Here is a 24,817-nt window from a genome sequence, read left to right on the forward strand (position 1 = left end):
CTGACGGACGTCAATGTGCCAACTGCCTGGCAACCCAATGCAACAACGGAAAAATCATCCCCCAGAGTAACGCCAGGCCGATGACGGTCGGCACGGTGCCATAGCCGAAACTCACCCCCGCCAGTTGGCTGCCCGCGTAATAGGACAACGGCCCGCCCACCGCCCCCAACAAACTCGCACGCCACCAGGGCTGCGCGCTCCAGGCCAGGCAATGGCGCAGTGTGGTCGCCAGCAATGCCCACAACAGGATCAGCCACAATGGCGCCAACAGCCCGGGCAGGCTGAAATGAAACACGCCGAATGCACGTAGCACGGTGTCGATCACGGTGCCCAACAAGGTGACGGCAACAATCACCTGGCCTTCCGCTGACCACGAACTTATCCACAGCAGGTGGATTACCAGCACCGCCAACCCCACCAACAGCCACAGACTGTCGCCGCCCAGCACACAGGCAAACCAGCCGCACTGGAACAGCACGGCATTTGCCAGTGGTTTAAGCATCAAAGCGCCCGAGCAGTGGCTGGGTCAGCGCCGCCGGCTTGGCCAGCAGCATCTGCGCGGTGCCGATGGTGCGCTCCATGAAGCCGCCTTCGCAGTAGCACAGGTAAAATTCCCACAGCCGCAGGAAGTATTCGTCGTAGCCCATTTCCGTCAGGCGGCTGTGGGCGCGGCGAAAGTTCTCATGCCACAGGCGCAGGGTTCGCGCGTAGTGCAGGCCGAAGTCTTCCATGTGCAGCAGGTTCATGTCCGTGTCGCGGCTGACGATCTCCAGCATCTTCTGTACACACGGCAAGGCGCCGCCGGGGAAGATATAGCGCTGGATAAAATCCACGCTGCTCTTGGCTTGTTCGTAGCGCTGCTCGCGAATGGTGATGGCTTGCAGCAACATCAGGCCGTTGCTCTTGAGCAACTGCGCGCACTGTTTGAAATAGGTCGGCAGGAAGCGGTGGCCCACGGCTTCGATCATCTCGATCGACACCAGCTTGTCGTACTGCCCGGTCAGGTCGCGGTAGTCCTCCAGCAGCAACGTCACCTGATTCTGCAAACCCAGGGCCTCGATGCGTTTTTCAGTGTAGGCAAACTGCTCTTTGGACAGGGTCGTGGTGGTGACCTTGCAGCCGTACTGCTGCGCGGCATAAATCGCCATGCTGCCCCAGCCGGTGCCGATTTCCAGCAGGTGGTCGGATGGTTTCAGCGCGAGCTTCTGGCAGATGCGTTCCAGCTTGTTCAACTGCGCCTGTTCCAGGGTGTCGTCAGCGGTGAGAAACTGCGCGGCCGAATACATCATGGTCGGGTCGAGGAATTCCTCGAACAGGTCGTTGCCCAGGTCGTAGTGGGCGGCAATGTTTTTCTGCGAGCCCTTGCGCGTGTTGCGGTTGAGCCAGTGCAGGCCCTGGGTGAAGGGCCGCGCGAGTTTCGCCAGCCCACCTTCCAGCGCATCCAGCACGTCGAGGTTGCTGACCATCACCCGTACCACGGCGGTCAGGTCCGGGCTGCTCCAGTAACCATGGATAAATGCCTCGCCGGCGCCGATGGAGCCGTTGGCCGCCACCAGCCCCCACACGGCTGAATCGAGGATCTGGATCTCCCCCAGCAGGTGCGCTTCCCGTGCGCCGAAGACTTGCCGTTCGCCGTCCTCGATCACCACCAACTGGCCGTGGCGCAGTTGGCCGAGCTGGCGCAGCACGGCTTTGCGCAGCAGCGCGGCGGTCATGCCGTTGACGTTCAAGCGGTTGGATTTGACCGATAAGCTAGGGGATTTCATGGCGGCGATCCTTGGTGTACCCGACTGCGGTGCGAGAAGCGCCTTCGGCGGCGTGATGGGAAAAAATCGGCGTGCGTTTAAGCAAGAGGCGCAAGGCCTGCCAATAAATGGCCAGGCAGGTCTTGGCGGTCATCCACGGGAAGCGCCACAGGTAGCGGTGCAGGCTGGCGCGGTTCAGGGCTTCGCGTTGCAGGCTCAAGGTGGCGTCGAAGACTTTCAGTTCGCCCTGCCAGTCGGCCATATGCACGCCGAGCCTGGCGGCGGGCGGGCTGAAGCTCATGCGGTATTCCAGGTCCCGGGGCAAGAACGGCGAGACATGAAACGCCTTGGCCACGGCGAAGTGCTGATGCTCACCGGCAGGCAGCGCCTGGGCCGGCAGCACGTAGTGATAGCGCTCGCGCCACGGGGTGTTGGTCACTTCACAAAGGATCGCGGCCAGCGTTCCGTCGGCCTCGAAGCAGTAGAAGAAACTCACCGGGTTAAAGGCCAGGCCCCAACTGCGGGCCTGGGTCAGCAGGCAGATAACGCCCGAGGGGATGCGCCCCAGGGCCTTGCCGACTTCTTGGCGCACGGCATCGGTCAAACTCATGCCGTGACGGGTCAATTCACGCAGGTAATCCTGCTGGCGAAACGCGAACGGCGCCCAGCGCTCACCCGCCAATGGCGACAAGCCGAACACTTCGTCCTGTTCGCTGAGGTCCAGGTACAGCAGGCCGATCCGGTACCGAAAGGCATGGCCCTTTGGCGTAAACCGCCGATGGGCGATCCAGCCGCTGTACAGGGCGCTGTTCACAGGATTTCCCCGAACGCCTTGGCCACGCGCAATGCGCTGACCACGCCGTCTTCGTGGAAACCGTTGGCCCAGTAGGCGCCGCAATAATAGGTGTGCTGCGCGCCGTGCAGTTCTTCCCAGCGCGCTTGGGCGGCCACGGCGGCCAGGCTGTATTGCGGGTGGGCGTAGGTGTAGCGGGCGAGGACTTTGAGCGGGTTGATCAGCGCCGTTTGATTGAGGCTCACGCAAAAGGTGGTGGTGCTGTCGATGCCTTGCAGGATGTTCATGTCGTAGGTCACCGCCGCCTGTTTTTGCGCGCGGCCATCCAGCCGGTAATTCCAGCTGGCCCAAGCCAGTTTGCGCTCGGGCAGCAGACGGGTATCGGTGTGCAGGACGACGTCATTGTCGGCGTAGGGCAGGGCACCGAGGACCTGTTGCTCGGCCAGGCTCGCATCCCCCAGCAAGGCCAGGGCCTGGTCGCTGTGGCAGGCGAACACCACCTTGTCGAATGCCTCGCTGCCGGCGGCGCTGTGGATAACTGCGCCGATGGCTGAACGCTCAACCCGGGTGACCGGGCAATTGAGGCGGATATTTTCGCGGAAGGACTGGGTCAGCGGTTCGATATAGCGGCTGGAACCGCCTTCGATCACGCACCACTGCGGCCGGTTGCTCACCGACAACAAGCCATGGTTCTTGAAGAACCGCACGAAGAATTGCAGGGGAAACCCGAGCATGTCAGCCAGGGACATCGACCAGATCGCCGCGCCCATCGGCACGATGTAGTGCTGGATAAATCGCTGGCCGTAGCCGCCCGCTTGCAGGTACTCGCCCAGGGTCATCTCGGCGCTGATGCGTTGCTCTTGCAGGTCCAGGGGCGCCTGGCGGTTGAAGCGCAGGATATCGCGCAACATGCCCCAGAACCCCGGCGACAGAATATTCCGGCGCTGGGCAAACAGGCTGTTGAGGTTGTTGCCGTTGTACTCGAGCCCGGCGTTCGGGTCGCACACCGAAAAGCTCATCTCGGTGGGTTTGTACGTCACGCCAATTTGCCCCAGCAGCTTGATGAAGTTGGGATAGGTCCAGTCGTTGAACACGATAAAGCCGGTGTCCACCGCATGGCTTTTGCCTTCCACCGTGACATTCACCGTATGGGTGTGGCCGCCGATGCGGTCGCCCGCTTCGAACAGGGTGATGTCGTGGCGGCGACTGAGCAGGTAGGCGCTGGTCAGCCCGGCAATGCCGCTGCCGATAATGGCGATCTTCACAGGTCGTCCTTTCTCGGCGGCGGGCTGCGCAGCATGCGTTTGCCAATGATCAACTGGACGCGGTTCGGCAGTTTCGACAGTGGCCACAAGGCGGCAATAAACAGGGCAGGGAAGGCAATTTCCAATGGACGGTTTTGCAGCTTGGCGAAGATATGTCGCGCGGCCTTGTCTGCCGGCCAGCTCAGGGGCATCGGGAAATCATTGCGGGCGGTCAGCGGCGTGTCGACAAACCCCGGGCTGACCACGGTGACGTCGATCCCTTCAGGCGACAGGTCGATACGCAGGGACTCGAACAGGTAACGCAGGCCGGCCTTCGACGCACCATAGGCTTCCGCCCTGGGCATCGGCAGGTAGGTCACCGCACTGGCCACACCGACCAGGTGCGGTGTATGACCGGCGCGCAACAGCGGCAGCGCGGCCTCGATGCAGTAACTGCTGGCCAGCAGGTTGGTGCGCACCACGTGCTCGATGATCGAGGCGTCGAATTGCCTGGCATCCACGTATTCGCAGGTGCCGGCATTCAGGATCACCGTATCCAGCGAACCCCAGGCCACCGCGATGTGCTCACCGATCTCGCGCACGGTCTGGCTGTTGGTCAGGTCGCCGGCCACCACCAGCACTTGCCCGGGGTATTGCTGGGCAAGCTGTTCCAGGGGCGCCTTGGAGCGGGAACTGAGGGCCACATGGGCACCGCTTTCGAGCAGCGTCTTCGCCAGTTCGGCCCCGATGCCACTGCTGGCACCGGTCAACCAGTAACGACGTGGAAGGTTAAGGCTCATCCCATTCTCCTTTTCAGCCAGCTGACCACACCGCCAAGGACCGGCACGTGTTCATACAGCAACTGTCCAGCGTCAAAATAATCCCGGTGGCGATACACCTTGTCGCGCCACAGCAGGTGCGAGCAGCCTTCCACACGAATCACTTCGCCCTTGGCCAGGCGCGGGTGGCAGAAGCTCATTTTCCAGCGCAGATAGCCTTCGCCTTCCGCTACTTGATCAAAGCCATGGAAGTCAAAGCGCAACTGAGTGACGTTGTCGTACAGCTCGGCGAAGTAGCGGTGCAACGCCGGTAGCCCGTGCACCTCGTGCAGTGGGTCGGTGAAACTGATGTCCTGGCTGTACAGGCCGTCGAGCAGGTGCAGGTTGTGCTTGTCCACACTGGCGAACACCTGGGCGAAGCGGCGCAGGAAATCACTCATAAGCACCTCCGACCGCCTGGCGTGAAGGCAGGCTGCGGAAAGCGGCGAGGGCGCGCTCGCGGGATTTTTTCAAATCGACGATAGGACGAGGATAGTCGGCCACACCAAACAGGCCGCCCACGGCGTCGGGGTTGTGCACTTCCTTTTTGTTCAGCGCCGCCAGTTGCGGCAGCCAGTGCTTGATAAACACACCTTCGCCGTCGAATTTTTCCGATTGGCTCAAGGGGCTGAAAATCCGGAAGTACGGGGCCGAGTCGGTGCCGGTGGACGAGCTCCACTGCCAGCCACCGTTGTTGGCTGCCAGGTCGCCGTCGATCAGGTGACGCATGAAAAAGCGCTCGCCTTCGCGCCAGTCGATCAGCAGGTTTTTGGTCAGGAACATCGCCACCACCATGCGCAGGCGATTGTGCATCCAGCCGGTTTCCAGCAGCTGGCGCATGGCGGCGTCGATGATCGGCAGGCCGGTGCGTGCTTCCTGCCACGCTTTCAAGTCTTCCGGGCTGTTGCGCCAGGCCACGGCTTCGGTCTCTGGACGGAATGCGCGGTGGCGCGAGACCCGTGGGTAGCCCACCAGAATATGTTTGTAGAACTCGCGCCACAGCAGCTCGTTGATCCAGGTAATCGTGCCGATGTCGCCGCTTTCGAATTCACCCTGGTTGCTTTGCAGCGCGGCATGCAGGCACTGGCGCGGTGAAACCACGCCCGCTGCAAGGTAGGCCGAAAGCTGGCTGGTACCGGGCTTGGCCGGGAAGTCGCGTTCGTCCTTGTAGTAGCTGATTTGTGCGTCGGCGAACTGGTCGAGACGGCGCCGGGCTTCGGCTTCGCCGGCAGGCCACAGGGCGCGCAAGGCTTCGCTCGGGGTAGCGAAGCCCTCGACGTGATCCGGAACCTCGTCGCTTTTGAGTTTGAGCGGTGCCTGCGCCTTGGGAGTGGCGACCAAACGCGGCAAGGCGCCATGCAGGCGGCTGTAGCAGACCTTGCGGAACTGGCTGAACACCTGGAAGTAGGTGCCGGTCTTGGTCAGCACGCTGCCGGGCTGGAAAAACAACTGGTCCAGATAGGTGTGGAATGTGATGCCTTGAGCTTCGAGGGCCTTGGCCACGGCGGCGTCGCGGCGCTCTTCGTGGATGCCGTATTCGTCATTGACGTGCACCGACTCCACCGACAGTTCCTGGCACAGGCCTGCCAAAACTTCAGGTGCTTGATCCCAAGTGTCGGCATGGCGGATCAATAACGGAATGTTCAACTCGCCCAGCGCCGAGCTCAAGCGCTGCAGGTTGCGCAGCCAGAAATCGACCTTGCACGGCGCGTCATCGTGGGCCAGCCATTGCCCGGGGCTGATCAGGTAGACGGCCGCTGTCGGGCCACGCTGTGCGGCGGCGGCGAGGGCGGTGTTGTCATGTAGGCGCAGGTCGGTGCGCAGCCAGATCAAGTGCATTTAAATAAGTCCACGCTGGATCAGTACCTGATGGGCCGACAACGGGTCTTCGGCCAGGAGCAATTCAGGAATCTCTTCGGTTAATACGGACAGCTCCGCCTGGTGGATGCATACCGTTGGTCCGGTTATCAGTTTTGGGCAACTGAAGCCGCTCAACAGTTTGCCCAGCACCGAGGTATGGAGTGCCTTGCTCGAATACAGCAGTACCGCACGGGGTTGCAGATGCTCGACGGCCAGGGCCAGTTCGCCCACCGGCAATGGCCAGTCGAAAACTTCCACCGGGCAATCGGCGCTGCTGGCGAGCCAGGCGGTGAGCCACAGGTGCGGCTCCAGCGGCAGGTCGGAATGGTTGATCAGCAGCAGGGGGGCGCCGTTGAGCTGGCGGTTGTTGTGATACATCCGCGCACCGAATTTGCTGCGCAGCCAGGAATAGAAAAATACCCGTTCCATCTGCGCGCCGAACTGGCCTTGCCAGCGCAGTTCGAGCTCCTTGAGCAACGGCAATAACAGTTGCTCGCACAAGGTGCGCGGCGGGTACAGCGCCATGGCCTGGTTGAAGGCATCATCCACCCGGCGCTCGGCCAGTTCGCTGATGGCCTGCACCAGGTGCTGGCGGCGGTTGTGCCATTCGTTTTCCACCGGCGGTTCGCTGGTGGCTTGCGCGGTGTCGATCAGGCTCTTGACCTGGCTGACCGGCACACCGCGGTTGAGCCAGGTCAGGATGGTATGGATGCGTTGCACGTGCTCGGCACTGAACAGGCGGTGCCCCTTGGGCGTGCGCTGGGGCACGATCAGCCCGTAGCGCCGCTCCCAGGCGCGCAAGGTCACGGCGTTGACGCCGGTCTGGCGCGCCACTTCGCGGATCGGCAGCCAGCCTTGTTCGATGGCCTCGGCGATGTCTTCGCCAGGTTCTTGCAGGGGAAAAGTCATAGGTTAAATCGCATTACGCAGGCTGAGGTTTTCCGGGTGCGGTTGCAGGTAGGCCTGCTGCGCGATATAGCGGTCCGGATGCTGGCGAAAGTGGTGCTTGAGCAGCGTCAGCGGTACCACCAGCGGCACGATGCCCTGGCGGTATTGGCTGATGATGGTCTGCATTTCCTGTTTGTCTTCGGCGCTGATGGCTTGCTTGAGGTAGCCGCTGATGTGTTGCAGCACGTTGGTGTGGGTGCCGCGTGTGGCGCACTGGGTCAGGGCGCTCATCAGTTCGCTGAAGTAGCCGGCGGCCAAGGCGCCCAGGTCGACGTCCCTGGGCATGCTGCCCAGCAGGTTGCCGAGGCTTTTGTAATGCACCGGGCTGTGGGCCATCAGCAGGTATTTGTAGCGCGAGTGAAATTCCAGCAGGCGATGACGGGTCAGGCCTTCGGTGAGCAGTTGCTGCCAGGTGGCGTAGACGAACACCCGGGTCAGGAAGTTTTCCCGCAGCACCGGGTCATTCAGCCGACCGTCTTCTTCCACCGGCAGGTTGGGGTGGCGTGCACAAAACGCCTGGGCGTAGATGCCGCGCCCGCCGCCGTCGATGGGCATGCCGTTGTCCTGATAGACCTTGACCCGTTCCAGGCCGCAGGACGGGGATTTCTGCATGAAGATGTAACCGCAGAGGTCGGTGTGTTCAGCAGCCATTTGCTGGCCGTAATCGTCCAGCGGCTGGGTCACGTTAAGTTCGCGGTTTACGGTGCCAACGGCCTGGGGATTGAGCGGGTCGCCCACCAGGCGAATCGGCTCGCGGGGGATGCCCAGGCCAATGGCGACTTCAGGGCACAGCGGCACGAAGTCGAAATAATCGGCCAGGGTCTGGCTACACAGCTGGGATTGTTTATGCCCGCCGTTGAAGCGCACGTTCTCGCCCAACAGGCAGGCGCTGATGGCGATTTTCGGTTTGCCGGTGGCGGGCAGGGTGCTGGACATGGCCAAACCTCGATGAAATTCCTGTACAGAGTTAAATTTCTGTACAACTTAAACTCATCATAGGTTTGAAGCTGTACAAGTCAAATAATTTGTACAGGTATTTGCGGAATGGCTATTTCCAGCCGATTTTCCAGTCTTCGGCGTTTTGCAGGGTTTGCCAGGCCAGGCGCTGCACGCGATGGCTCATCACGGCTTCCAGCTCGATTTCCTGCACATCGCCTTCGTCATCACGCAGCAGTTTGGTCACCAGAAAATGTTTTTCCTTGTGCTGCGGGCGGGCTGCAGTCCACTTCGACAGCAGCAACTTGGCGGGATTGATGCGGTTCATCGCAGGTGCTCGATCAACCGCCGCGCCGCCTCCTGGCCGCTGAGCCACGCACCTTCCACGCGGCCTGACAGGCACCAGTCGCCACATACATACAGGCCCAGGTCGGCGTCGGCCAGCACGCCAAATTCATGGCTGGTGGACGGCCGCGCGTACAGCCAGCGGTGGGCGAGGGTGAAGGATGGCGCCGGCATGGCGCTGTGCAGCAGTTCGGCGAAGGCGCCGTGCAGGTGTTCGATCACGGCTTCCTTGGACAGGTCCAGGTGTTGCTTGCTCCAGGTGCTGGTGGCGTGCAAAACCCAGGTGTCGAGGGTGGTGTCGCGCCCCGGTTTGCTGCGGTTGCGCGCCAGCCAGTCCAGCGGGCTGTCCTGGACGAAGCAGCCTTCCATGGGCGTATCCAGCGGCTTGTCGAAGGCCAGGGCAATGGCCCAGGTCGGGTCCATCTTGACCCCGGCGGCGACACTCGCCAGCTTGGGCGCAGCGGCCAGCAAGGCAGTGGCCTGGGGCGCCGGGGTGGCGATGATCACGTGGCTGAACGGGCCGTGGCTTTCGCCGTCGGCGTCCAGCAGGTTCCAGTGATGTTTGCCCTGGAACACTTCGGTGATGCGGCAACCGAACTGCACCGGCAAGTCATCGAGCAGGGCGCGGGTGATCGCGCTCATGCGCGGCGTGCCGACCCAGCGGATCTGTTCATCGGGGGAGGGCGTCAGTTGGCCGGACTTGAAGTTGTACAGCTGTGGCTTCCATTGCTCGGCGCAACCATTGGCCTGCCAGCGTTGCACCTCATTGACGAAGCGCCGGTCGCGGGCGGTGAAGTACTGTGCGCCCATGTCCAGCGAGCCCGCATCGCTGCGCTTGCTGGACATGCGACCGCCACTGCCGCGGCTTTTATCGAAGAGTTGTACAACGTGCCCCGCGTCTTTCAACGCTCGGGCGGCGGAGAGACCGGCGATGCCGGTGCCAATGATCGCGATGGGAACAGTCATGGGAGGCCTCGTTTTACCGTTGGGTACAGACTACGCCGACACCAATAGCTGTACAATATTGTTTTTTGGTATAAGTTTTGGCGTACCTGATCGTTTGGCGTGACCTATGGTTAAACCTGAAGGTTTAACCAGCGTTGCGCCCGATTAAAACATCCCTGTTTATAAAATAGACTAACGGTGGTCGGCGAACGTTACACGAGGAACAACTCATGCACATTTTGCTGACCGGCGGTACCGGTTTGATCGGCCGTCAACTTTGCCAATACTGGCTTGCCCAGGGCCATCGCCTCACGGTCTGGAGCCGCCATCCCGAACAAGTGGCTAAATTGTGCGGCGCCCAGGTGCGTGGCGTCGCCCGCCTGCAGGACATAAACGAGGCGGTGGACGCGGTGGTCAACCTGGCCGGCGCGCCGATTGCCGACCGGCCCTGGACGCATAAACGCAAGGCGCTGTTGTGGAGCAGCCGTATCGGCCTCACCGAAACCCTGCTGGCCTGGCTTGAGGACCTTGAGCACAAACCGGCGGTGTTGATCTCCGGTTCCGCGGTGGGCTGGTACGGCGACGGCGGTGAGCGCGAGCTGACCGAAGACAGCGGCCCGGTGCAGGACGATTTCGGCAGCCAGTTATCCATTGCCTGGGAAGAAACCGCCCAGCGTGCCGAGGCATTGGGCATCCGCGTGGTGCTGGTGCGTACCGGGCTGGTGCTGGCGGCGGAGGGCGGCTTTTTGTCGCGGCTGTTGCTGCCGTTCAAACTGGCGCTGGGCGGGCCTATCGGCAATGGTCGGCAGTGGATGCCATGGGTCCATATAAAGGATCAAATCGCCCTGATTGATTTTCTTCTGCACAAGACCGATGCCAGCGGTCCTTATAATGCCTGCGCGCCACACCCGGTACGCAACCTGGAGTTCGCCAAGACCCTGGGCAAGGTGCTGCACCGCCCGGCGTTCATGCCCATGCCGGCGTTTGCCTTGCGCATCGGCCTGGGCGAGTTGTCCGGTTTGTTGCTGGGTGGCCAGCGGGCTTTGCCGCAGCGGCTGTTGGCGGCCGGTTTCACTTTCCAGTTCACTGAGTTGCATGCGGCCCTGGACGACTTGTCCAGCCGCCTCTAGAGATAGGATGTTGCATGACGGATCACGCGTTGTTACTGGTCAACCTGGGTTCACCGGCGTCCACTTCGGTGGCGGATGTGCGCAGCTACCTCAATCAGTTCCTGATGGACCCTTACGTCATTGACCTGCCATGGCCGGTTCGGCGTTTGCTGGTGTCGCTGATCCTGATCAAGCGCCCGGAGCAATCGGCCCATGCCTACGCCTCGATCTGGTGGGACGAAGGCTCGCCGCTGGTAGTTCTTAGCCGTCGCTTGCAACAACAGATGACTGCACAGTGGACCCAGGGGCCGGTGGAGTTGGCCATGCGCTATGGCGAGCCGTCGATTGAAAGCGTACTGACCCGGCTGGCGTCCCAAGGCATCAAGAAAGTGACCCTGGCGCCGTTGTACCCGCAGTTTGCCGACAGCACCGTGACCACGGTAATCGAAGAGGCCCGGCGCGTGGTGCGGCACAAAAAGTTGGCGATCGAGTTTTCGATTCTGCAGCCGTTCTACGATGAACCGGAGTACCTGGACGCCTTGGCCAACAGCGCCAGAGCCTATGTGGAAGAGGATTTCGATCACCTCCTGCTGAGCTTTCATGGGTTGCCCGAGCGCCACCTGAAAAAGCTCGACCCTACTGGGCAACACTGCTTCAAGGACGCCAACTGCTGCCAGAACGCCTCTCCCGAGGTGCTTGCCACGTGCTATCGCGCGCAGTGTTTCAGCGTTGCGCGGGATTTTGCCGAGCGCCTGGGGTTGCCGGATGGCAAATGGTCGATGGCGTTCCAGTCGCGGCTGGGCCGGGCCAAGTGGATCGAACCGTACACCGAGGCACGCCTTGAAGCGTTGGCTCAACAGGGCGTGAAGAAGCTGCTGGTGATGTGCCCGGCGTTTGTTGCGGACTGCATCGAGACACTGGAGGAAATTGGTGATCGCGGCCTGGAGCAATTCCGCGAAGCGGGGGGCGAAGAGTTGGTGTTGGTGCCGTGCCTGAATGATGACCCGCAGTGGGCGGCGGCGCTCAATACCCTGTGTGAAAGAGCGCCGGTCGCGCTGTAATCCGATTGTCGAAACGATAGAGAGCAAATGTGGGAGCCGGGCTTGCCCGCGATAGCGGTGGATCAGTCACCAGATGCCTCGACTGAAAAATCGCCATCGCGGGCAAGCCCGGCTCCTACATTGTTTTGCGGGGTTACTCGTGATGCGGCTCGCCCAGGAAAGTCAGGGAACTGAACAGTCCGCGAGTCGCGACATCAGCATTGTCTTTGAGCGGGATTTCCACCTGCGCCGCAATCACATTCAATCCTTCATTTCTCACCAGCACCTGGGCGCGACCGTCTTTATCGGTCTCGGTGCTCAGGGTGTTCGGTGCGTTGCGATAGTCTCCGATCAGCTTGACTCCTGCCGCCGGCTTGCCATCCAGCAGCACCCGTACCGGCAGTGATTTACCCGGGCCGACCGTCAGCGGATCAACTTCCGGCAAGATCAGTAGCTTGATCTGATCCAGCTGCGGCACCTTCGCCCCCGGCTGGTAGATCGCCAGGCTGTACTTGAAGGTCTGGGTCGACTCAATCGCCCCCGGCACCTTGCTGCGGCCCTCGTTGATCCACTTCTTGTCAGGCGTCTGTGACCACATCCCGTTATCCAGGGCGACCGCCAGTACAGCCGGCGATTTGAGCGGCTTCAGGCGCGCATGGTCGGGCAGACGTTCCACGGTCACCGGGATCATTTTGCCGCCCGCGTCATAAGCCCAGGCGCCGCTGATTTTCTGCGCCTTGAACGCGTTGTCTTCGGCGCCGTGGCCGTAGATCACTTCGATATTGCCGCGCCGTTGTTCGGTCCACAGCCCGTGGGCCGAGACTTGGGTGGCAAACAGCAGGCCGAGCACGGCCAGGGATTTGAAGGCTTGCATGGAGACGTCCTTTTACAGGTTGAGGGTCAGGCTGACGGTGAAGTTGCGCGGCTCGCCGGGATTGACCCAGTAGTTGCTGTAGGAGCGCTCGTAGTACTTTTCGTCGAACAGGTTGTTGAGGTTCAGGCCCACGGTGACGTTGTCGCTGGCCTTGTAATGGGCCAGCAAATCGACGGTGTGGTAGGCCGGTAATTCAAAGCTTTTGCCGGCTTCACCGGAGCGATCGCCGACGTAGGTGAAGGCTGCGCCAAGGTCGGAGCCGCGCAGCAGGCCGTCCTGGAATTCATACACCCCGAGCAAGCTGCCGCTGCGTTTGGCTACGCCGAGAATCCGGCTGCCAGTGGGGATGGCTTTGTCGCCTTTGGTCACTTCGGCGTCGATGTAGGCAAAGGCGCCGATCACCCGTACGGCGTCAGTCACCTGGCCGGTCAGTTGCAGGTCAAACCCCTGGCTGCGGGCCTTGCCCATGGCACGCAGTGTGTCGGTAGCCGGGTCCAGGGCCAGGACATTTTCTTTCTCGATATGGAAGGCGGCGAGGGTGGTGCTCAGGCGGTCGTCGAACAGCTCGCTCTTGATCCCGATTTCATACCCCACGCCTTCTTCCGGCTTGAAGGATTTGCCGCCGGCGTCCAGGCCATTGTTGGGTTTGAACGAGGTGGAGGCGTTGGCGAACAGGCCCACTTCAGGCGTCAGTTGGTAGAGCAAGCCGGCGCGTTGGGTCAGGGCGTCGTGGGTCTGCCGGCTTTTGGCATGGTTGCGGCTGAAGTCGTCGGTGCGCTGCTCGAAGTGTTCGAACCGCGCGCCGATCATCCCGCGCAGGCGGTCGGTGAAGATGATCTGGTCCTGCAGGTTCAGCGCCTGGCTTTTCACCTGTTCGAAAAAGTCAGTGCCGGAGCGCTTGCCGTTCGGTTTGGGCTGCCCATAGACCGGGTCATAGATGTCGATGGCGTAATCGCCGCCGGCGATGGCGGTCACCCGTTCTTTCTTGCGGTAGTCCTCGTACTCGGTGCCGATCAGCAATTCGTGCTGCCAACTGCCGATGTCGAACCGACCGCGCAGTTCGAGCTGGGTGATGCTGTCATGCCAACCGGTGGAGCGCTCGCGGTAGCGGCGGCTGAGGGTGTGGCCATCGGCATCCAGCGCGCGGTTTTCCGAGGCGTTGCCCCATAGGCTGCCTTGTTTGTAATGGCTGGCCAGTCGCAGTTGCCAGGCATCGTTGAGGTGATGCTCGAGGCTGGCTTGCAGGCGGTTGTTGTGGTTGCGGATATCGCCGTCGTCGGGTTCGCCGAGAAAGGTCGAGCGGGAGACGCCGCTCCAGCGGTTGTTGGGCGCGACGATGCCGCGGTCGAAAGTGGAGCGGTGACGCACGAATTCACTTTCCACCAGCAGGTGTGTGTCCGGGTCCAGTTGCCAACTGATGGAGGGCGCGACGAAGACCCGTTTGGCCTCCACGTGGTTGCGGAAGCTGTGGTTGTCTTCCACCGCCAGGTTGACCCGCGATAACACGTTGCCCTCGCTGTCCAGCGGCGTGTTCACGTCCAGCGCGGTGCGGTAGCGGTCCCAACTGCCGGCGCTGGTCTGCAGTGTGGTGAAGGCCTCGTGCTGCGGCTTTTTGCTGACGATATTCACCGTACCGCCTGGGTCACCACGGCCATACAGGCTGGCGGCGGGGCCTTTGAGCACCTCGATGCGCTCGATGTTGGCCGCGTCCGGCGTGCTCGGGTAACCGCGGTTGGCGCTGAAACCGTCCACGTAAAACTCTGACGTGGTGAAGCCGCGAACGCTGTATTCGTAGAGCGTCAGGCCGCCGAAGTTGTTCTGTTTGGACACGCCGCCGGCAAACTCAAGGGCACGCTCGACGTTGGTGCTGCCCAGGTCGTTGAGTACCGAAGCGGGAACCACGCTGATGGATTGTGGGATATCCCGCAAGGCGGTGTCGGTTTTTGTGGCGCTGGCGGAGCGGGTGGCGCGATAGCCCTTGACCGGGCCGGTGGCTGATTCGTACGCCTCGCTGGTGATGCGGGTGGCTTCCAGTTCAACGGGGGCGGTGTCTTCGGCGTAGGCCGGGTCCACCAGCAAACCCAGGGCGATTCCCGCCAGCGGGGCAAATCTTCGAGACGGCATGATAGAGCGTTCCAATAGCGATATTGAAACAATATAACATGACTAATGAGAATGAATTTCTTTTGAAATATTAGGTAACAGGAGCCCGCGAACGGGCTCCCGAAGCCGTTATTCCTCTTCTTTCACCGGTGCAGGCGGCGGACGCAGGCCGATTTCCGCCGACAGCTTGATTTCCTTGCCATTGCGCATCACCTGGATCGCCACCTTGTCGGTGGGTTTGATCCGCGCCACCTGGTTCATCGACTTGCGACCATCCCCGGCCGGCTCGCCGTCGATGCTGAGGATCACATCCCCCAGTTGCAGGCCGGCTTTCTGCGCCGGGCCGTCGCGGAAGATCCCGGCGACCACGATGCCAGGGCGCCCGGTCAGGCCAAACGACTCGGCCAGTTCCTTGGTCAGCGGCTGGACTTCAATCCCCAGCCAGCCACGAATCACCTGGCCATGCTCGATGATCGACTTCATCACTTCAGTGGCCAGCTTCACCGGAATCGCGAAACCGATGCCCTGGGAGCCGCCGGACTTGGAGAAGATCGCGGTGTTGATGCCGGTCAGGTTGCCGTTGGCATCCACCAGCGCGCCGCCGGAGTTGCCCGGGGTTGATCGCCGCGTCGGTCTGGATGAAGTCTTCATAGCTGTTGAGGCCCAACTGGTTACGCCCGGTGGCGCTGATGATGCCCATGGTCACAGTCTGGCCGACGCCGAACGGGTTGCCGATGGCCAGCGCCACGTCACCTACGCGCAGCCCTTCGGAGCGCCCGATGGTGATCGAGGGCAGGCCTTTCAAATCGATTTTCAGCACCGCGAGGTCGGTTTCCGGGTCGCTGCCAACCACGCGGGCCAGGGTTTCCCGGCCATCACGCAGGGCCACCACAATCTGGTCGGCGCCGGTGGTCACGTGGTTGTTGGTGAGGATGTAGCCTTCCGGGCTCATGATCACGCCGGAGCCGAGGCTGGATTCCATGCGCCGCTGCTTGGGCGAGTTGTCGCCGAAATAGCGACGAAACTGTGGGTCTTCAAACAGCGGGTGCGCCGGTTTATTGATGACCTTGGTGGTGTACAGGTTGACCACGGCGGGGGCGGCGATCACCACTGCATCGGCGTAAGTCACCGGGCCTTGTACCACCGCGCTGGTTTGCGGTGCCTGTTGCAGGTTGACATCAAGGGTCGGCAGGCCGACCAGTTGTGGATAACGCTGAATAATCAGCATCGCGATCAGCACGCCAGCCAACAATGGCCATCCAAAAAAACGCAGTGCCTTGAGCATGAAGAAAAATCCTGACAGGTTGCAGGGGGCGGGAGAGCGCCCATAATGTCGCGCATTATACGAGGCCGTGAGCGCCTCTGAACGGGATATTTAGGAGTCTTTTATGGCCGTTGCCCTGAGCACCTTAGTCGAGGAAGCGGACCGCTACCTTAATAGTGCCAAAATCGCCGATTACTGCCCCAACGGCCTGCAGGTCGAGGGCCGCCCGCAAGTGCTGCGCATCGTCAGCGGCGTGACCGCCAGCCAGGCATTGCTGGACGCGGCGGTCGAAGCCCAGGCCGACCTGGTGCTGGTGCACCACGGTTATTTCTGGAAAGGCGAAAGCCCGTGCATCACCGGCATGAAGCAGCGCCGCCTGAAAACCCTGCTCAAGCACGACATCAGCCTGCTGGCCTATCACTTGCCGCTGGACCTGCACCCTGAGGTCGGCAACAACGTGCAACTGGCCCGGCAACTGGACATCACCGTCGAAGGCCCGCTGGACCCGGACAACCTCAAGGTCGTCGGCCTGGTGGGCTCCCTGGCCGAGCCGGCGTCGCCCCGTGATTTTGCCCGCCGCGTGCAGGAAGCCATGGGCCGCGAGCCGCTGCTGATCGAAGGCAGCGAGATGATCCGCCGCGTGGGCTGGTGCACCGGTGGTGGCCAGGGCTATATCGACCAGGCGGTGCTCGCCGGGGTTGACCTGTACCTGAGCGGCGAAGCCTCGGAGCAGACCTTCCACAGCGCCCGGGAAAACGACATCAGCTTTATCGCGGCCGGGCACCACGCCACCGAGCGGTATGGTGTACAGGCGTTGGGTGATTACCTGGCGCGACGCTTCGCCCTCGAACACCTCTTCATCGATTGCCCAAACCCGATCTAACGAACACCACCGGACACATGTGGGAGCGGGCTTGCTCGCGAATGCGGTGCATCAGTCGCCATATGCATTGACTGACACACCGCATTCGCGAGCAAGCCCGCTCCCACATTTGATCGAGTCGGGCCAAACCCAGCGGTATATTGATATACCGTTTCGATCTAGCCAGCCCCCTCAATAGAATCAGGCGCTGTGCTAGCATGCCCCGCTCGAACACGGCCCGCTGGCCGTCCATAAGATCGTTTTTCCGTGAGTAACCATGGTCGACAAACTGACGCATCTGAAACAGCTGGAGGCGGAAAGCATCCACATCATCCGCGAGGTCGCCGCCGAGTTCGATAACCCGGTGATGCTCTACTCGATCGGTAAAGACTCCGCCGTGATGCTGCACCTGGCACGCAAGGCCTTTTTTCCGGGCAAGCTGCCGTTTCCGGTGATGCACGTCGACACCCGCTGGAAATTCCAGGAAATGTACAAGTTCCGCGACAAGATGGTCGAAGAGCTTGGTCTTGAGTTGATCACTCACGTCAACCCGGACGGGGTGGCGCAGGGCATCAACCCGTTCACCCACGGCAGCGCCAAGCACACCGACATCATGAAGACCGAGGGCCTGAAACAGGCGCTCGACAAGTATGGTTTCGATGCTGCATTCGGCGGTGCCCGTCGCGATGAAGAGAAATCCCGTGCCAAAGAGCGCGTGTACTCGTTCCGCGACAGCAAGCACCGCTGGGACCCGAAAAACCAGCGCCCGGAGCTGTGGAACGTCTACAACGGCAACGTCAACAAAGGCGAGTCGATCCGTGTGTTCCCGCTGTCCAACTGGACCGAGCTGGATATCTGGCAGTACATCTACCTGGAAGGCATCCCGATCGTCCCGCTGTACTTCGCCGCCGAACGCGAAGTGATCGAGAAGAACGGCACGTTGATCATGATCGACGACGACCGCATCCTCGAGCACCTGTCCGACGAAGACAAAGCCCGAATCGTCAAAAAGAAAGTACGTTTCCGTACCCTTGGCTGCTACCCGTTGACGGGCGCGGTGGAGTCCGAAGCCGAGACGCTGACGGACATCATTCAGGAAATGCTCCTGACGCGAACTTCCGAGCGCCAGGGCCGTGTCATCGACCACGATGGTGCAGGCTCGATGGAAGATAAAAAACGTCAAGGCTATTTCTAAGGGGCTGTCATGTCGCATCAATCTGATTTGATCAGCGAGGACATCCTCGCCTACCTGGGCCAGCACGAGCGCAAGGAAATGTTGCGCTTCCTGACCTGTGGCAACGTCGACGACGGCAAGAGCACCCTGATCGGGCGCCTGCTGCACGACTCCAAGATGATCTACGAGGATCACCTGGAAGCCATCACCCGCGATTCGAAAAAATCCGGCACCACCGGTGACGACATCGACCTGGCGTTGCTGGTCGACGGCCTGCAGGCCGAGCGTGAGCAGGGCATCACCATCGATGTTGCCTACCGCTACTTCTCCACCGCCAAGCGCAAATTCATCATCGCCGACACCCCCGGCCATGAGCAGTACACCCGCAACATGGCCACCGGTGCCTCCACCTGTGACCTGGCGATCATCCTGATCGACGCCCGCTACGGCGTGCAGACCCAGACCCGTCGCCACAGCTTCATCGCCTCGTTGCTGGGCATCAAGCACATCGTGGTGGCCGTCAACAAGATGGACATCAATGGCTTTGACCAAAGCGTATTCGAGTCGATCAAGGCTGATTACCTGAAGTTTGCCGACGGTATCGCGTTCAAGCCGAGCACCCTGGCCTTCGTGCCGATGTCGGCGCTCAAGGGCGACAACGTGGTGAACAAGAGCGAGCGTTCGCCCTGGTACACCGGGCAGTCGCTGATGGAGATCCTCGAGACCGTCGAGATCGCCAATGACCGCAACTACACCGACCTGCGTTTCCCGGTGCAGTACGTCAACCGTCCGAACCTGAACTTCCGTGGTTTTGCCGGCACCCTGGCCAGCGGCATCGTGCACAAGGGCGACGAAGTCGTGGTGCTGCCGTCGGGCAAGAGCAGCCGCGTCAAATCCATCGTCACCTTTGAAGGTGAACTGGAAAACGCAGGTCCCGGCCAGGCCGTGACCCTGACCATGGAAGACGAAATCGACATCTCCCGTGGCGACCTGCTGGTGCATGCCGACAACGTGCCGCAAGTGACCGACGCTTTCGACGCCATGCTGGTGTGGATGGCTGAAGAACCGATGCTGCCGGGCAAGAAATACGACATCAAGCGCGCCACCAGCTACGTGCCGGGTTCCATCACCAGCATTGTGCATCGCGTGGATGTGAACACCCTGGAAGAAGGCCCGGCGAGCGCCTTGCAGTTGAACGAGATCGGCCGGGTCAAGGTCAGCCTCGACACGGTCATCGCCCTGGACGGTTACGCGAGCAACCGCACCACCGGTTCGTTCATCGTCATCGACCGTTTGACCAACGGCACCGTGGCTGCGGGCATGATCATCGCGCCGCCGGTGACCCATGGCAGCGCGGCGCAGCACGGCAAACTGGCTCACGTGGCCACCGAAGAGCGCGCCCAGCGCTTCGGCCAGCAACCGGCGACCGTGTTGTTCAGCGGCTTGTCGGGCGCCGGCAAAAGCACCCTGGCCTACGCGGTTGAACGCAAGCTGTTCGACATGGGCCGTGCGGTGTTTGTGCTGGACGGCCAGAACCTGCGCCACGACCTGAACAAGGGCTTGCCGCAGGACCGTGCCGGGCGTACCGAGAACTGGCGTCGTGCCGCGCACGTGGCGCGTCAATTCAACGAAGCCGGCTTGCTGACGTTGGCGGCGTTTGTTGCCCCGGATGCTGAAGGGCGTGAACAGGCCAAGGCGCTGATCGGCGGTGATCGTTTGCTGACCGTGTACGTGCAGGCTTCGCCTTTGGTGTGTGCCGAGCGTGATCCGCAAGGTTTGTACGCGGCGGGCGGCGATAACATCCCGGGTGAGTCGTTCCCGTATGACGTACCGTTGAATGCGGACCTGGTGATCGACACCCAGGCGTTGTCGCTGGAAGACAGCGTCAAGCAAGTGCTGGACCTGCTGCGCCAGCGCGGCGCGATCTAAGCTTCACGCGCGCAAAAAAGCCCGCCATGTTGGCGGGCTTTTTTATGGGGCCTTGGAAACAACTCGGTCAAATGTGGGAGCGGGCTTGCTCGCGAAAGCAGAGTGTCAGCCGCCACATGTATAGGCTGGCACACCGCATTCGCGAGCAAGCCCGCTCCCACATTTTGATCAGCGACTGGCGGGATAATCTGTGTTCAATTTTGCGAGCAGCACATCCTTCTCTTCCCACAACCGGTTGATCCAGCCCTGGAACGCCAACCGATATTCCCCGTCCTGCTCATAATTCTTGCCGATAAACTCGGCCGGAATCTGCACCTCTTCAAACTGCACGACAACGTCCTTCACATTCCCGCACAGCAAATCCCAATAACCGGGGCGCCCACCAGGATAGTGAATGGTCACGTTCACCAGCGACTTCAGCTGTTCACCCATGGCATCCAGCACAAAGGCAATGCCGCCGGCCTTGGGCTTGAGCAGGTAGCGAAACGGTGACTGTTGCTGTGCATGCTTGCCCGGGGTAAACCGCGTGCCTTCGGCAAAGTTGAAGATTCCCACCGGGTTGTGGCGAAACTTCGCGCAGGTCTTGCGGGTAGTTTCCAGGTCCTTGCCTTTCTTTTCCGGGTGCTTTTCCAGGTACGCCTTGGTGTAGCGCTTCATGAACGGGAAGCCCAGTGTCCACCACGCCAAACCAATCACCGGGACCCAGATCAGCTCCTGCTTGAGGAAGAACTTCAGCGGGCGAATGCGCCGGTTGAGCACGTATTGCAGCACCATGATATCGACCCAGCTCTGGTGGTTACTGGTCACCAGATATGAGTGTTCATAGTCCAGGCCTTCCAGGCCTTTCAGGTGCCAGCGGGTGCGACACACCAGGTTCATCCAGGCCTTGTTGTTGCTGATCCAGGCCTCGTGGGTCTGGTTCATCAGCCATTCACTGAAGCGTTTGGCAAACGGCAGCGCCTTGAACAGCGCCACGATAAACAGGAACGAGCACAGCAAAATCGTATTCAACGCCAGCAACAGCGAGGCGATCACCCCGCGCACGGCGGCAGGTAGAAAATCCAGCATTTAGACATCCATAGGTCGGTTGGCGGCTTGAATCGCGGTCAATGCGATGGTGTACACGATGTCGTCCACCTGCGCCCCGCGGGGCAGGTCGTTCACCGGTTTGCGCAGGCCTTGCAGCATTGGGCCCAGGCTGACGCAATCGGCACTGCGCTGCACGGCCTTGTGGGTGGTGTTGCCGGTGTTGAGATCCGGGAACACGAACACCGTGGCCTTGCCCGCCACCAGGCTGTTGGGCGCCAGTTGCCGGGCCACGCTTTCGTTGGCGGCGGCGTCGTACTGCAACGGGCCGTCGATCAGCAGCGAGCTTTGGGCTTCGTGGGCCAGCAGGGTGGCTTCGCGGACCTTCTCGACCTCCTCGCCCGTGGCCGAATCACCGCTGGAGTAACTGATCATCGCCACCCGTGGCGTGATGCCGAACGCGGCGGCCGAGTCGGCGCTTTGCAGGGCGATTTCCGCCAGCTCCGCCGCGCTGGGGTGCGGGTTCATCACGCAGTCGCCGTATACCAGCACTTGCTCGGGGAACAGCATGAAAAACACCGACGAGACCAGGGTGCAGCCCGGCGCGGTCTTGATCAGTTGCAAGGCCGGGCGAATGGTATTGGCAGTGGAGTGGATGACGCCGGAGACCAGGCCGTCCACTTCATCCAGAGCGAGCATCATGGTGGCGATCACCACGGTGTCTTCCAGTTGCTGCTCGGCCATCGGCGCGTTGAGGCTTTTGGTTTTGCGCAGGGCCACCATCGGTTCGACGTAGCGCTGGCGAATCAGGTCGGGGTCGAGAATCTCCAGGCCTTCGGGCAGCTCGATGCCATGGGCGCGGGCTACGGCTTCCACGTCGGCCGGCTTGGCCAGCAGTACGCAACGGGCGATCCCGCGTGCCTGGCAGATGGCGGCGGCCTGCACGGTCAGCGGCTCGCTGCCTTCGGGCAACACGATGCGCTTGTTGGCCGCCTGGGCGCGCTGGATCAGTTGATAACGGAACACCGCCGGTGACAGGCGCATCTCCCGCGGCGTGCCGCAGCGTTGGTGCAGCCAGCGGGCGTCGAGGTGGCTGGCGACGAAATCGGTGATGATCTCCGCACGTTCGCGGTCATCAATCGGGATTTCCTTGTTCAGGCTGTTGAGCTGGTTGGCGGTGTCATACGAGCCGGTGCTCACCGACAACACCGGCAGCCCGGCCTGGAACGCGCCACGGCACAGGTCCATGATCCGTGGGTCGGGCAGGGTGTCGCTGGTCAGCAACAGGCCGGCCAACGGCACGCCGTTGATGGCGGCCAGGCTGACGGCGAGGATGATGTCGTCGCGGTCGCCGGGTGTCACCACCAATACGCCGGGCTTGAGCAGCTCCACGGTGTTGCGCATGGTACGGGCGCAGATGATGATCTTGGTCATGCGCCGGGTTTCGTAATCACCGGCATTGAGGATCTGCGCGCCCATCAGGTCGGCCACGTCGCGGGTGCGTGGGGCGTTGAGTTCCGGTTGGTAGGGGATGCAGCCCAACAGGCGGAAATCGCCGCTGCGCAACAAAGGCGAATGCTCTTTGAGCCGCGCCGAGAAGGCTTCCATGCTTTCGTCGGTGCGCACCTTGTTGAGGATCACACCCAGCACTTTTGGGTCTTTCGGGCCGCCGAACAGCTGGGCCTGCAATTCCACGCGGCCGGAGAGTTCGGTCAGCACTTCGTTTTCCGGGGCCGAGACCAGGATCACCTCGGCGTCCAGGCTCTTGGCCAGGTGCAGGTTGACCCGGGCCGCATAGCTGGCACTGCGGGTCGGCACCATGCCTTCGACGATCAGCACGTCCTTGCCCACGGCGGCTTGCTGGTAAAGGGTGATGATTTCTTCCAGCAGCTCGTCGAGCTGGCCGTCGCCGAGCATCCGTTCGACATGGGCCAGGCCCAGAGGCTGGGGCGGTTTCAGGCCGTGGGTGCGGGCCACCAGCTCGGTGGAGCGCTCGGGGCCGGTGTCGCCGGGGTGCGGCTGGGCAATCGGTTTGAAGAAGCCGACTTTCAGCCCGGCCCGTTCAAGGGTGCGCACCAGCCCAAGGCTGATGGAGGTCAGACCCACACCAAAATCGGTGGGCGCGATAAAAAAAGTCTGCATGCGAATTCTCTGGAGGTGCATGGCTTCGGTGGCGGCCTATGGCTGGCTGCCTACCGGGAATCAGGTGCCAAGGTTATCTTTATCTGAGCCTTGCGCACACCAGCCGCACGTAAAGGGCTTGTCTATTTTTTCAAGGCGTTGCGCCGGGTCCGTGACCCAGGCCCGGGATTGCCAGGGTGGCTGGTGGCGCAGGTGCTGGGTGTGGCCGCAGGAAAGCTCGACGACCCAGTGCCGGTCTTCGTCCTGGTGAAATCCGACGACCGTCGGGTCAGTTGTTCGACCCCGTCCGTCCGGGTTGTGTTCGCTTTCGGGCAAATCCTTGTTTAGACTTGTCCGTTCTTCATTCTTCTGCAAAAGGTCTCGCCCCATGCCGATCGCCGCCAATAAGGCTGTCTCCATTGACTATACCCTGACCAACGACGCTGGTGAGGTCATCGACAGTTCTGCCGGCGGCGCGCCGCTGGTCTACCTGCAAGGTGCAGGTAACATCATCCCGGGCCTGGAAAAGGCCCTGGAAGGCAAAGAGGTCGGTGACGAACTGACCGTTGCCGTAGAACCTGAAGATGCCTACGGCGAATACGCTGCCGAACTGGTCAGCACCCTGAGCCGCAGCATGTTCGAAGGTGTCGACGAGCTGGAAGTGGGCATGCAGTTCCACGCTTCCGCTCCGGACGGCCAGATGCAAATCGTCACCATCCGTGACCTGGACGGCGACGACGTGACCGTCGACGGCAACCACCCGCTGGCTGGCCAGCGCCTGAACTTCCAGGTGAAGATCGTCGCTATCCGTGACGCTTCCCAGGAAGAAGTGGCCCACGGCCACGTGCACGGCGAAGGTGGTCACCACCATTAATTGACTGAGCGACGCTCTGTCAGTTGGAAAAAGGCGCCTTCGGGCGCCTTTTTCATTTGGCGGCTATTCTTGCCGACTTGGCGGCTGTAATCTCGAATGGCCGTTACGAAGAACATGGGATATCTGGAGTTCGTCATGAGTGCTTTCCACGACCTTAAACTCAAAGCCCTGGATGGTCAGGAGCTGCCTCTGGCGCCCTTCAAGGGGCAAGTCGTGCTGGTGGTCAACGTCGCCTCCAAATGTGGGTTGACCCCACAGTACGCCGCGCTGGAAAACCTCTATCAGCAATACAAAGACCAGGGTTTCACCGTACTCGGGCTGCCGTGCAACCAATTTGCCGGGCAGGAACCGGGTACTGAAGAAGAAATCCAGGAATTCTGCAGCCTCAACTACGGCGTGACCTTTCCCCTGGGCAGCAAGCTTGAGGTGAATGGCCACGATCGCCACCAGCTGTATCGATTGCTGGCGGGCGAGGGCGCCGAATTTCCCGGGGACATCACCTGGAACTTCGAGAAGTTCCTGTTGGGCAAGGACGGCCGGGTGCTGGCGCGTTTCTCGCCGCGTACACCGCCGGATGACCCCTCCATTATTCAGGCGATCGAAAAAGCATTGAGCTGATACTTTCAGCATTGTCGAGTGAGTTTCTGTGGCAAGGGAGCTTCCTGTGGCAGGGAGTTTCCTATGGCAAGGGAGCTTCCTGTGGCGAGGGAGCTTGCTCCCGCTGGGCTGCGAAGCAGCCCCATGCCCTCCCGCTTTTACCCCTTAATCACCCCAATCAATAGTGCTATCCAACACGCTGCACACTCC

The 24,817-nt window shown here is 61.5% G+C and carries 23 protein-coding genes and 1 pseudogene; 7 read left to right on the forward strand and 17 right to left on the reverse strand.

What is annotated here, in order from left to right:
* Positions 1-10 precede the first annotated feature (10 nt).
* From QF039_RS00455 to QF039_RS00505, 11 genes are all read right to left on the reverse strand, one after another.
* Positions 11-502, reverse strand: coding sequence for a DUF2878 domain-containing protein (locus QF039_RS00455; RefSeq protein ID WP_003208418.1), 492 nt, complete (start codon positions 500-502; stop codon positions 11-13).
* The gene (locus tag QF039_RS00460) at positions 495-1,766 is read right to left on the reverse strand and encodes a cyclopropane-fatty-acyl-phospholipid synthase family protein (RefSeq protein WP_017475993.1); all 1,272 of its coding nucleotides are present in this window, start codon (positions 1,764-1,766) and stop codon (positions 495-497) included. Before QF039_RS00460 ends, QF039_RS00455 begins: the two co-directional genes overlap by 8 nt.
* Positions 1,753-2,559, reverse strand: a complete 807-nt coding sequence (locus QF039_RS00465) for a DUF1365 domain-containing protein (protein WP_087693766.1) — start codon at positions 2,557-2,559, stop codon at positions 1,753-1,755. Before QF039_RS00465 ends, QF039_RS00460 begins: the two co-directional genes overlap by 14 nt.
* Complete coding sequence (locus QF039_RS00470) at positions 2,556-3,803, reverse strand: NAD(P)/FAD-dependent oxidoreductase (RefSeq protein WP_307516528.1); 1,248 nt, start codon at positions 3,801-3,803, stop codon at positions 2,556-2,558. Before QF039_RS00470 ends, QF039_RS00465 begins: the two co-directional genes overlap by 4 nt.
* The gene (locus tag QF039_RS00475; RefSeq protein WP_008432280.1) at positions 3,800-4,582 is read right to left on the reverse strand and encodes an SDR family oxidoreductase; all 783 of its coding nucleotides are present in this window, start codon (positions 4,580-4,582) and stop codon (positions 3,800-3,802) included. Before QF039_RS00475 ends, QF039_RS00470 begins: the two co-directional genes overlap by 4 nt.
* Complete coding sequence (locus tag QF039_RS00480) at positions 4,579-5,001, reverse strand: nuclear transport factor 2 family protein (protein WP_003208426.1); 423 nt, start codon at positions 4,999-5,001, stop codon at positions 4,579-4,581. The genes QF039_RS00475 and QF039_RS00480 overlap by 4 nt, the downstream gene beginning before the upstream one ends.
* Complete coding sequence (phrB, locus tag QF039_RS00485; protein ID WP_307516530.1) at positions 4,994-6,439, reverse strand: deoxyribodipyrimidine photo-lyase; 1,446 nt, start codon at positions 6,437-6,439, stop codon at positions 4,994-4,996. Before phrB ends, QF039_RS00480 begins: the two co-directional genes overlap by 8 nt.
* The gene (locus tag QF039_RS00490; protein WP_134325749.1) at positions 6,440-7,369 is read right to left on the reverse strand and encodes a MerR family transcriptional regulator; all 930 of its coding nucleotides are present in this window, start codon (positions 7,367-7,369) and stop codon (positions 6,440-6,442) included.
* 3 nt (positions 7,370-7,372) lie between these two features.
* Entirely contained in the window at positions 7,373-8,344 is a 972-nt protein-coding gene (locus QF039_RS00495; RefSeq protein ID WP_307516533.1) for a DUF523 and DUF1722 domain-containing protein, read from the reverse strand.
* Positions 8,345-8,456: 112 nt separating this feature from the next.
* Positions 8,457-8,672 (reverse strand): TIGR02450 family Trp-rich protein, encoded by a 216-nt coding sequence (locus QF039_RS00500; protein WP_003208432.1) that lies wholly within the window; start codon positions 8,670-8,672, stop codon positions 8,457-8,459.
* The gene (locus tag QF039_RS00505; protein WP_003208434.1) at positions 8,669-9,655 is read right to left on the reverse strand and encodes an NAD(P)/FAD-dependent oxidoreductase; all 987 of its coding nucleotides are present in this window, start codon (positions 9,653-9,655) and stop codon (positions 8,669-8,671) included. The genes QF039_RS00500 and QF039_RS00505 overlap by 4 nt, the downstream gene beginning before the upstream one ends.
* A 209-nt stretch (positions 9,656-9,864) precedes the next feature.
* Here QF039_RS00505 and QF039_RS00510 point away from each other — a divergent pair, with 209 nt between their 5' ends.
* On the forward strand, positions 9,865-10,764 hold the full coding sequence (locus QF039_RS00510) for a TIGR01777 family oxidoreductase (protein ID WP_177036370.1): 900 nt from the start codon (positions 9,865-9,867) through the stop codon (positions 10,762-10,764).
* A gap of 14 nt (positions 10,765-10,778) precedes the next feature.
* Positions 10,779-11,804 (forward strand): ferrochelatase, encoded by a 1,026-nt coding sequence (gene hemH, locus QF039_RS00515; protein WP_307516537.1) that lies wholly within the window; start codon positions 10,779-10,781, stop codon positions 11,802-11,804.
* A 133-nt stretch (positions 11,805-11,937) separates the two neighbouring features.
* Here the strand turns inward: hemH and QF039_RS00520 are convergent, their stop codons facing one another.
* From QF039_RS00520 to algW, 3 genes and pseudogenes are all read right to left on the reverse strand, one after another.
* Positions 11,938-12,657, reverse strand: coding sequence for a DUF4198 domain-containing protein (locus tag QF039_RS00520; RefSeq protein WP_307516539.1), 720 nt, complete (start codon positions 12,655-12,657; stop codon positions 11,938-11,940).
* A gap of 12 nt (positions 12,658-12,669) precedes the next feature.
* The gene (locus QF039_RS00525; protein ID WP_307516541.1) at positions 12,670-14,781 is read right to left on the reverse strand and encodes a TonB-dependent siderophore receptor; all 2,112 of its coding nucleotides are present in this window, start codon (positions 14,779-14,781) and stop codon (positions 12,670-12,672) included.
* Positions 14,782-14,889: 108 nt separating this feature from the next.
* Positions 14,890-16,045 (reverse strand): annotated as a pseudogene (gene algW, locus QF039_RS00530) (Do family serine endopeptidase AlgW).
* Between the two features lie 103 nt (positions 16,046-16,148).
* On the opposite strand from algW, the gene QF039_RS00535 reads away from it, so the two are divergent.
* The 3 genes from QF039_RS00535 to cysN all read left to right on the forward strand — a co-directional run bounded on the left by QF039_RS00535 (position 16,149) and on the right by cysN (position 19,989).
* Positions 16,149-16,907 (forward strand): Nif3-like dinuclear metal center hexameric protein, encoded by a 759-nt coding sequence (locus QF039_RS00535; protein WP_003208444.1) that lies wholly within the window; start codon positions 16,149-16,151, stop codon positions 16,905-16,907.
* 256 nt (positions 16,908-17,163) lie between these two features.
* Positions 17,164-18,081, forward strand: coding sequence for a sulfate adenylyltransferase subunit CysD (cysD, locus tag QF039_RS00540; protein ID WP_003208447.1), 918 nt, complete (start codon positions 17,164-17,166; stop codon positions 18,079-18,081).
* Between the two features lie 9 nt (positions 18,082-18,090).
* Entirely contained in the window at positions 18,091-19,989 is a 1,899-nt protein-coding gene (cysN, locus tag QF039_RS00545; RefSeq protein WP_003208449.1) for a sulfate adenylyltransferase subunit CysN, read from the forward strand.
* Between the two features lie 168 nt (positions 19,990-20,157).
* Here the strand turns inward: cysN and QF039_RS00550 are convergent, their stop codons facing one another.
* From QF039_RS00550 to QF039_RS00560, 3 genes are read right to left on the reverse strand one after another with little or no spacing between them, the layout of a single operon-like run.
* Positions 20,158-21,057, reverse strand: a complete 900-nt coding sequence (locus QF039_RS00550; protein ID WP_307516542.1) for an acyltransferase — start codon at positions 21,055-21,057, stop codon at positions 20,158-20,160.
* On the reverse strand, positions 21,058-23,157 hold the full coding sequence (gene pta / locus QF039_RS00555) for a phosphate acetyltransferase (RefSeq protein ID WP_003208454.1): 2,100 nt from the start codon (positions 23,155-23,157) through the stop codon (positions 21,058-21,060).
* Positions 23,158-23,217: 60 nt separating this feature from the next.
* Complete coding sequence (locus QF039_RS00560) at positions 23,218-23,556, reverse strand: DUF3565 domain-containing protein (protein WP_003208456.1); 339 nt, start codon at positions 23,554-23,556, stop codon at positions 23,218-23,220.
* Between QF039_RS00560 and QF039_RS00565 the strand changes: the two genes are divergently transcribed.
* A complete protein-coding gene (locus QF039_RS00565) occupies positions 23,525-24,010 on the forward strand; it encodes a peptidylprolyl isomerase (protein ID WP_003208457.1) in 486 nt (161 codons plus the stop codon). The two genes, QF039_RS00560 and QF039_RS00565, sit on opposite strands and share 32 nt — an antisense overlap.
* A gap of 135 nt (positions 24,011-24,145) precedes the next feature.
* Positions 24,146-24,628, forward strand: coding sequence for a glutathione peroxidase (locus tag QF039_RS00570; RefSeq protein ID WP_003208462.1), 483 nt, complete (start codon positions 24,146-24,148; stop codon positions 24,626-24,628).
* The last annotated feature ends 189 nt before the right edge of the window (positions 24,629-24,817 follow it).

The organism is Pseudomonas sp. W2I6, from assembly GCF_030815935.1.
In the GTDB taxonomy this organism is placed as follows: Bacteria; Pseudomonadota; Gammaproteobacteria; order Pseudomonadales; family Pseudomonadaceae; genus Aquipseudomonas.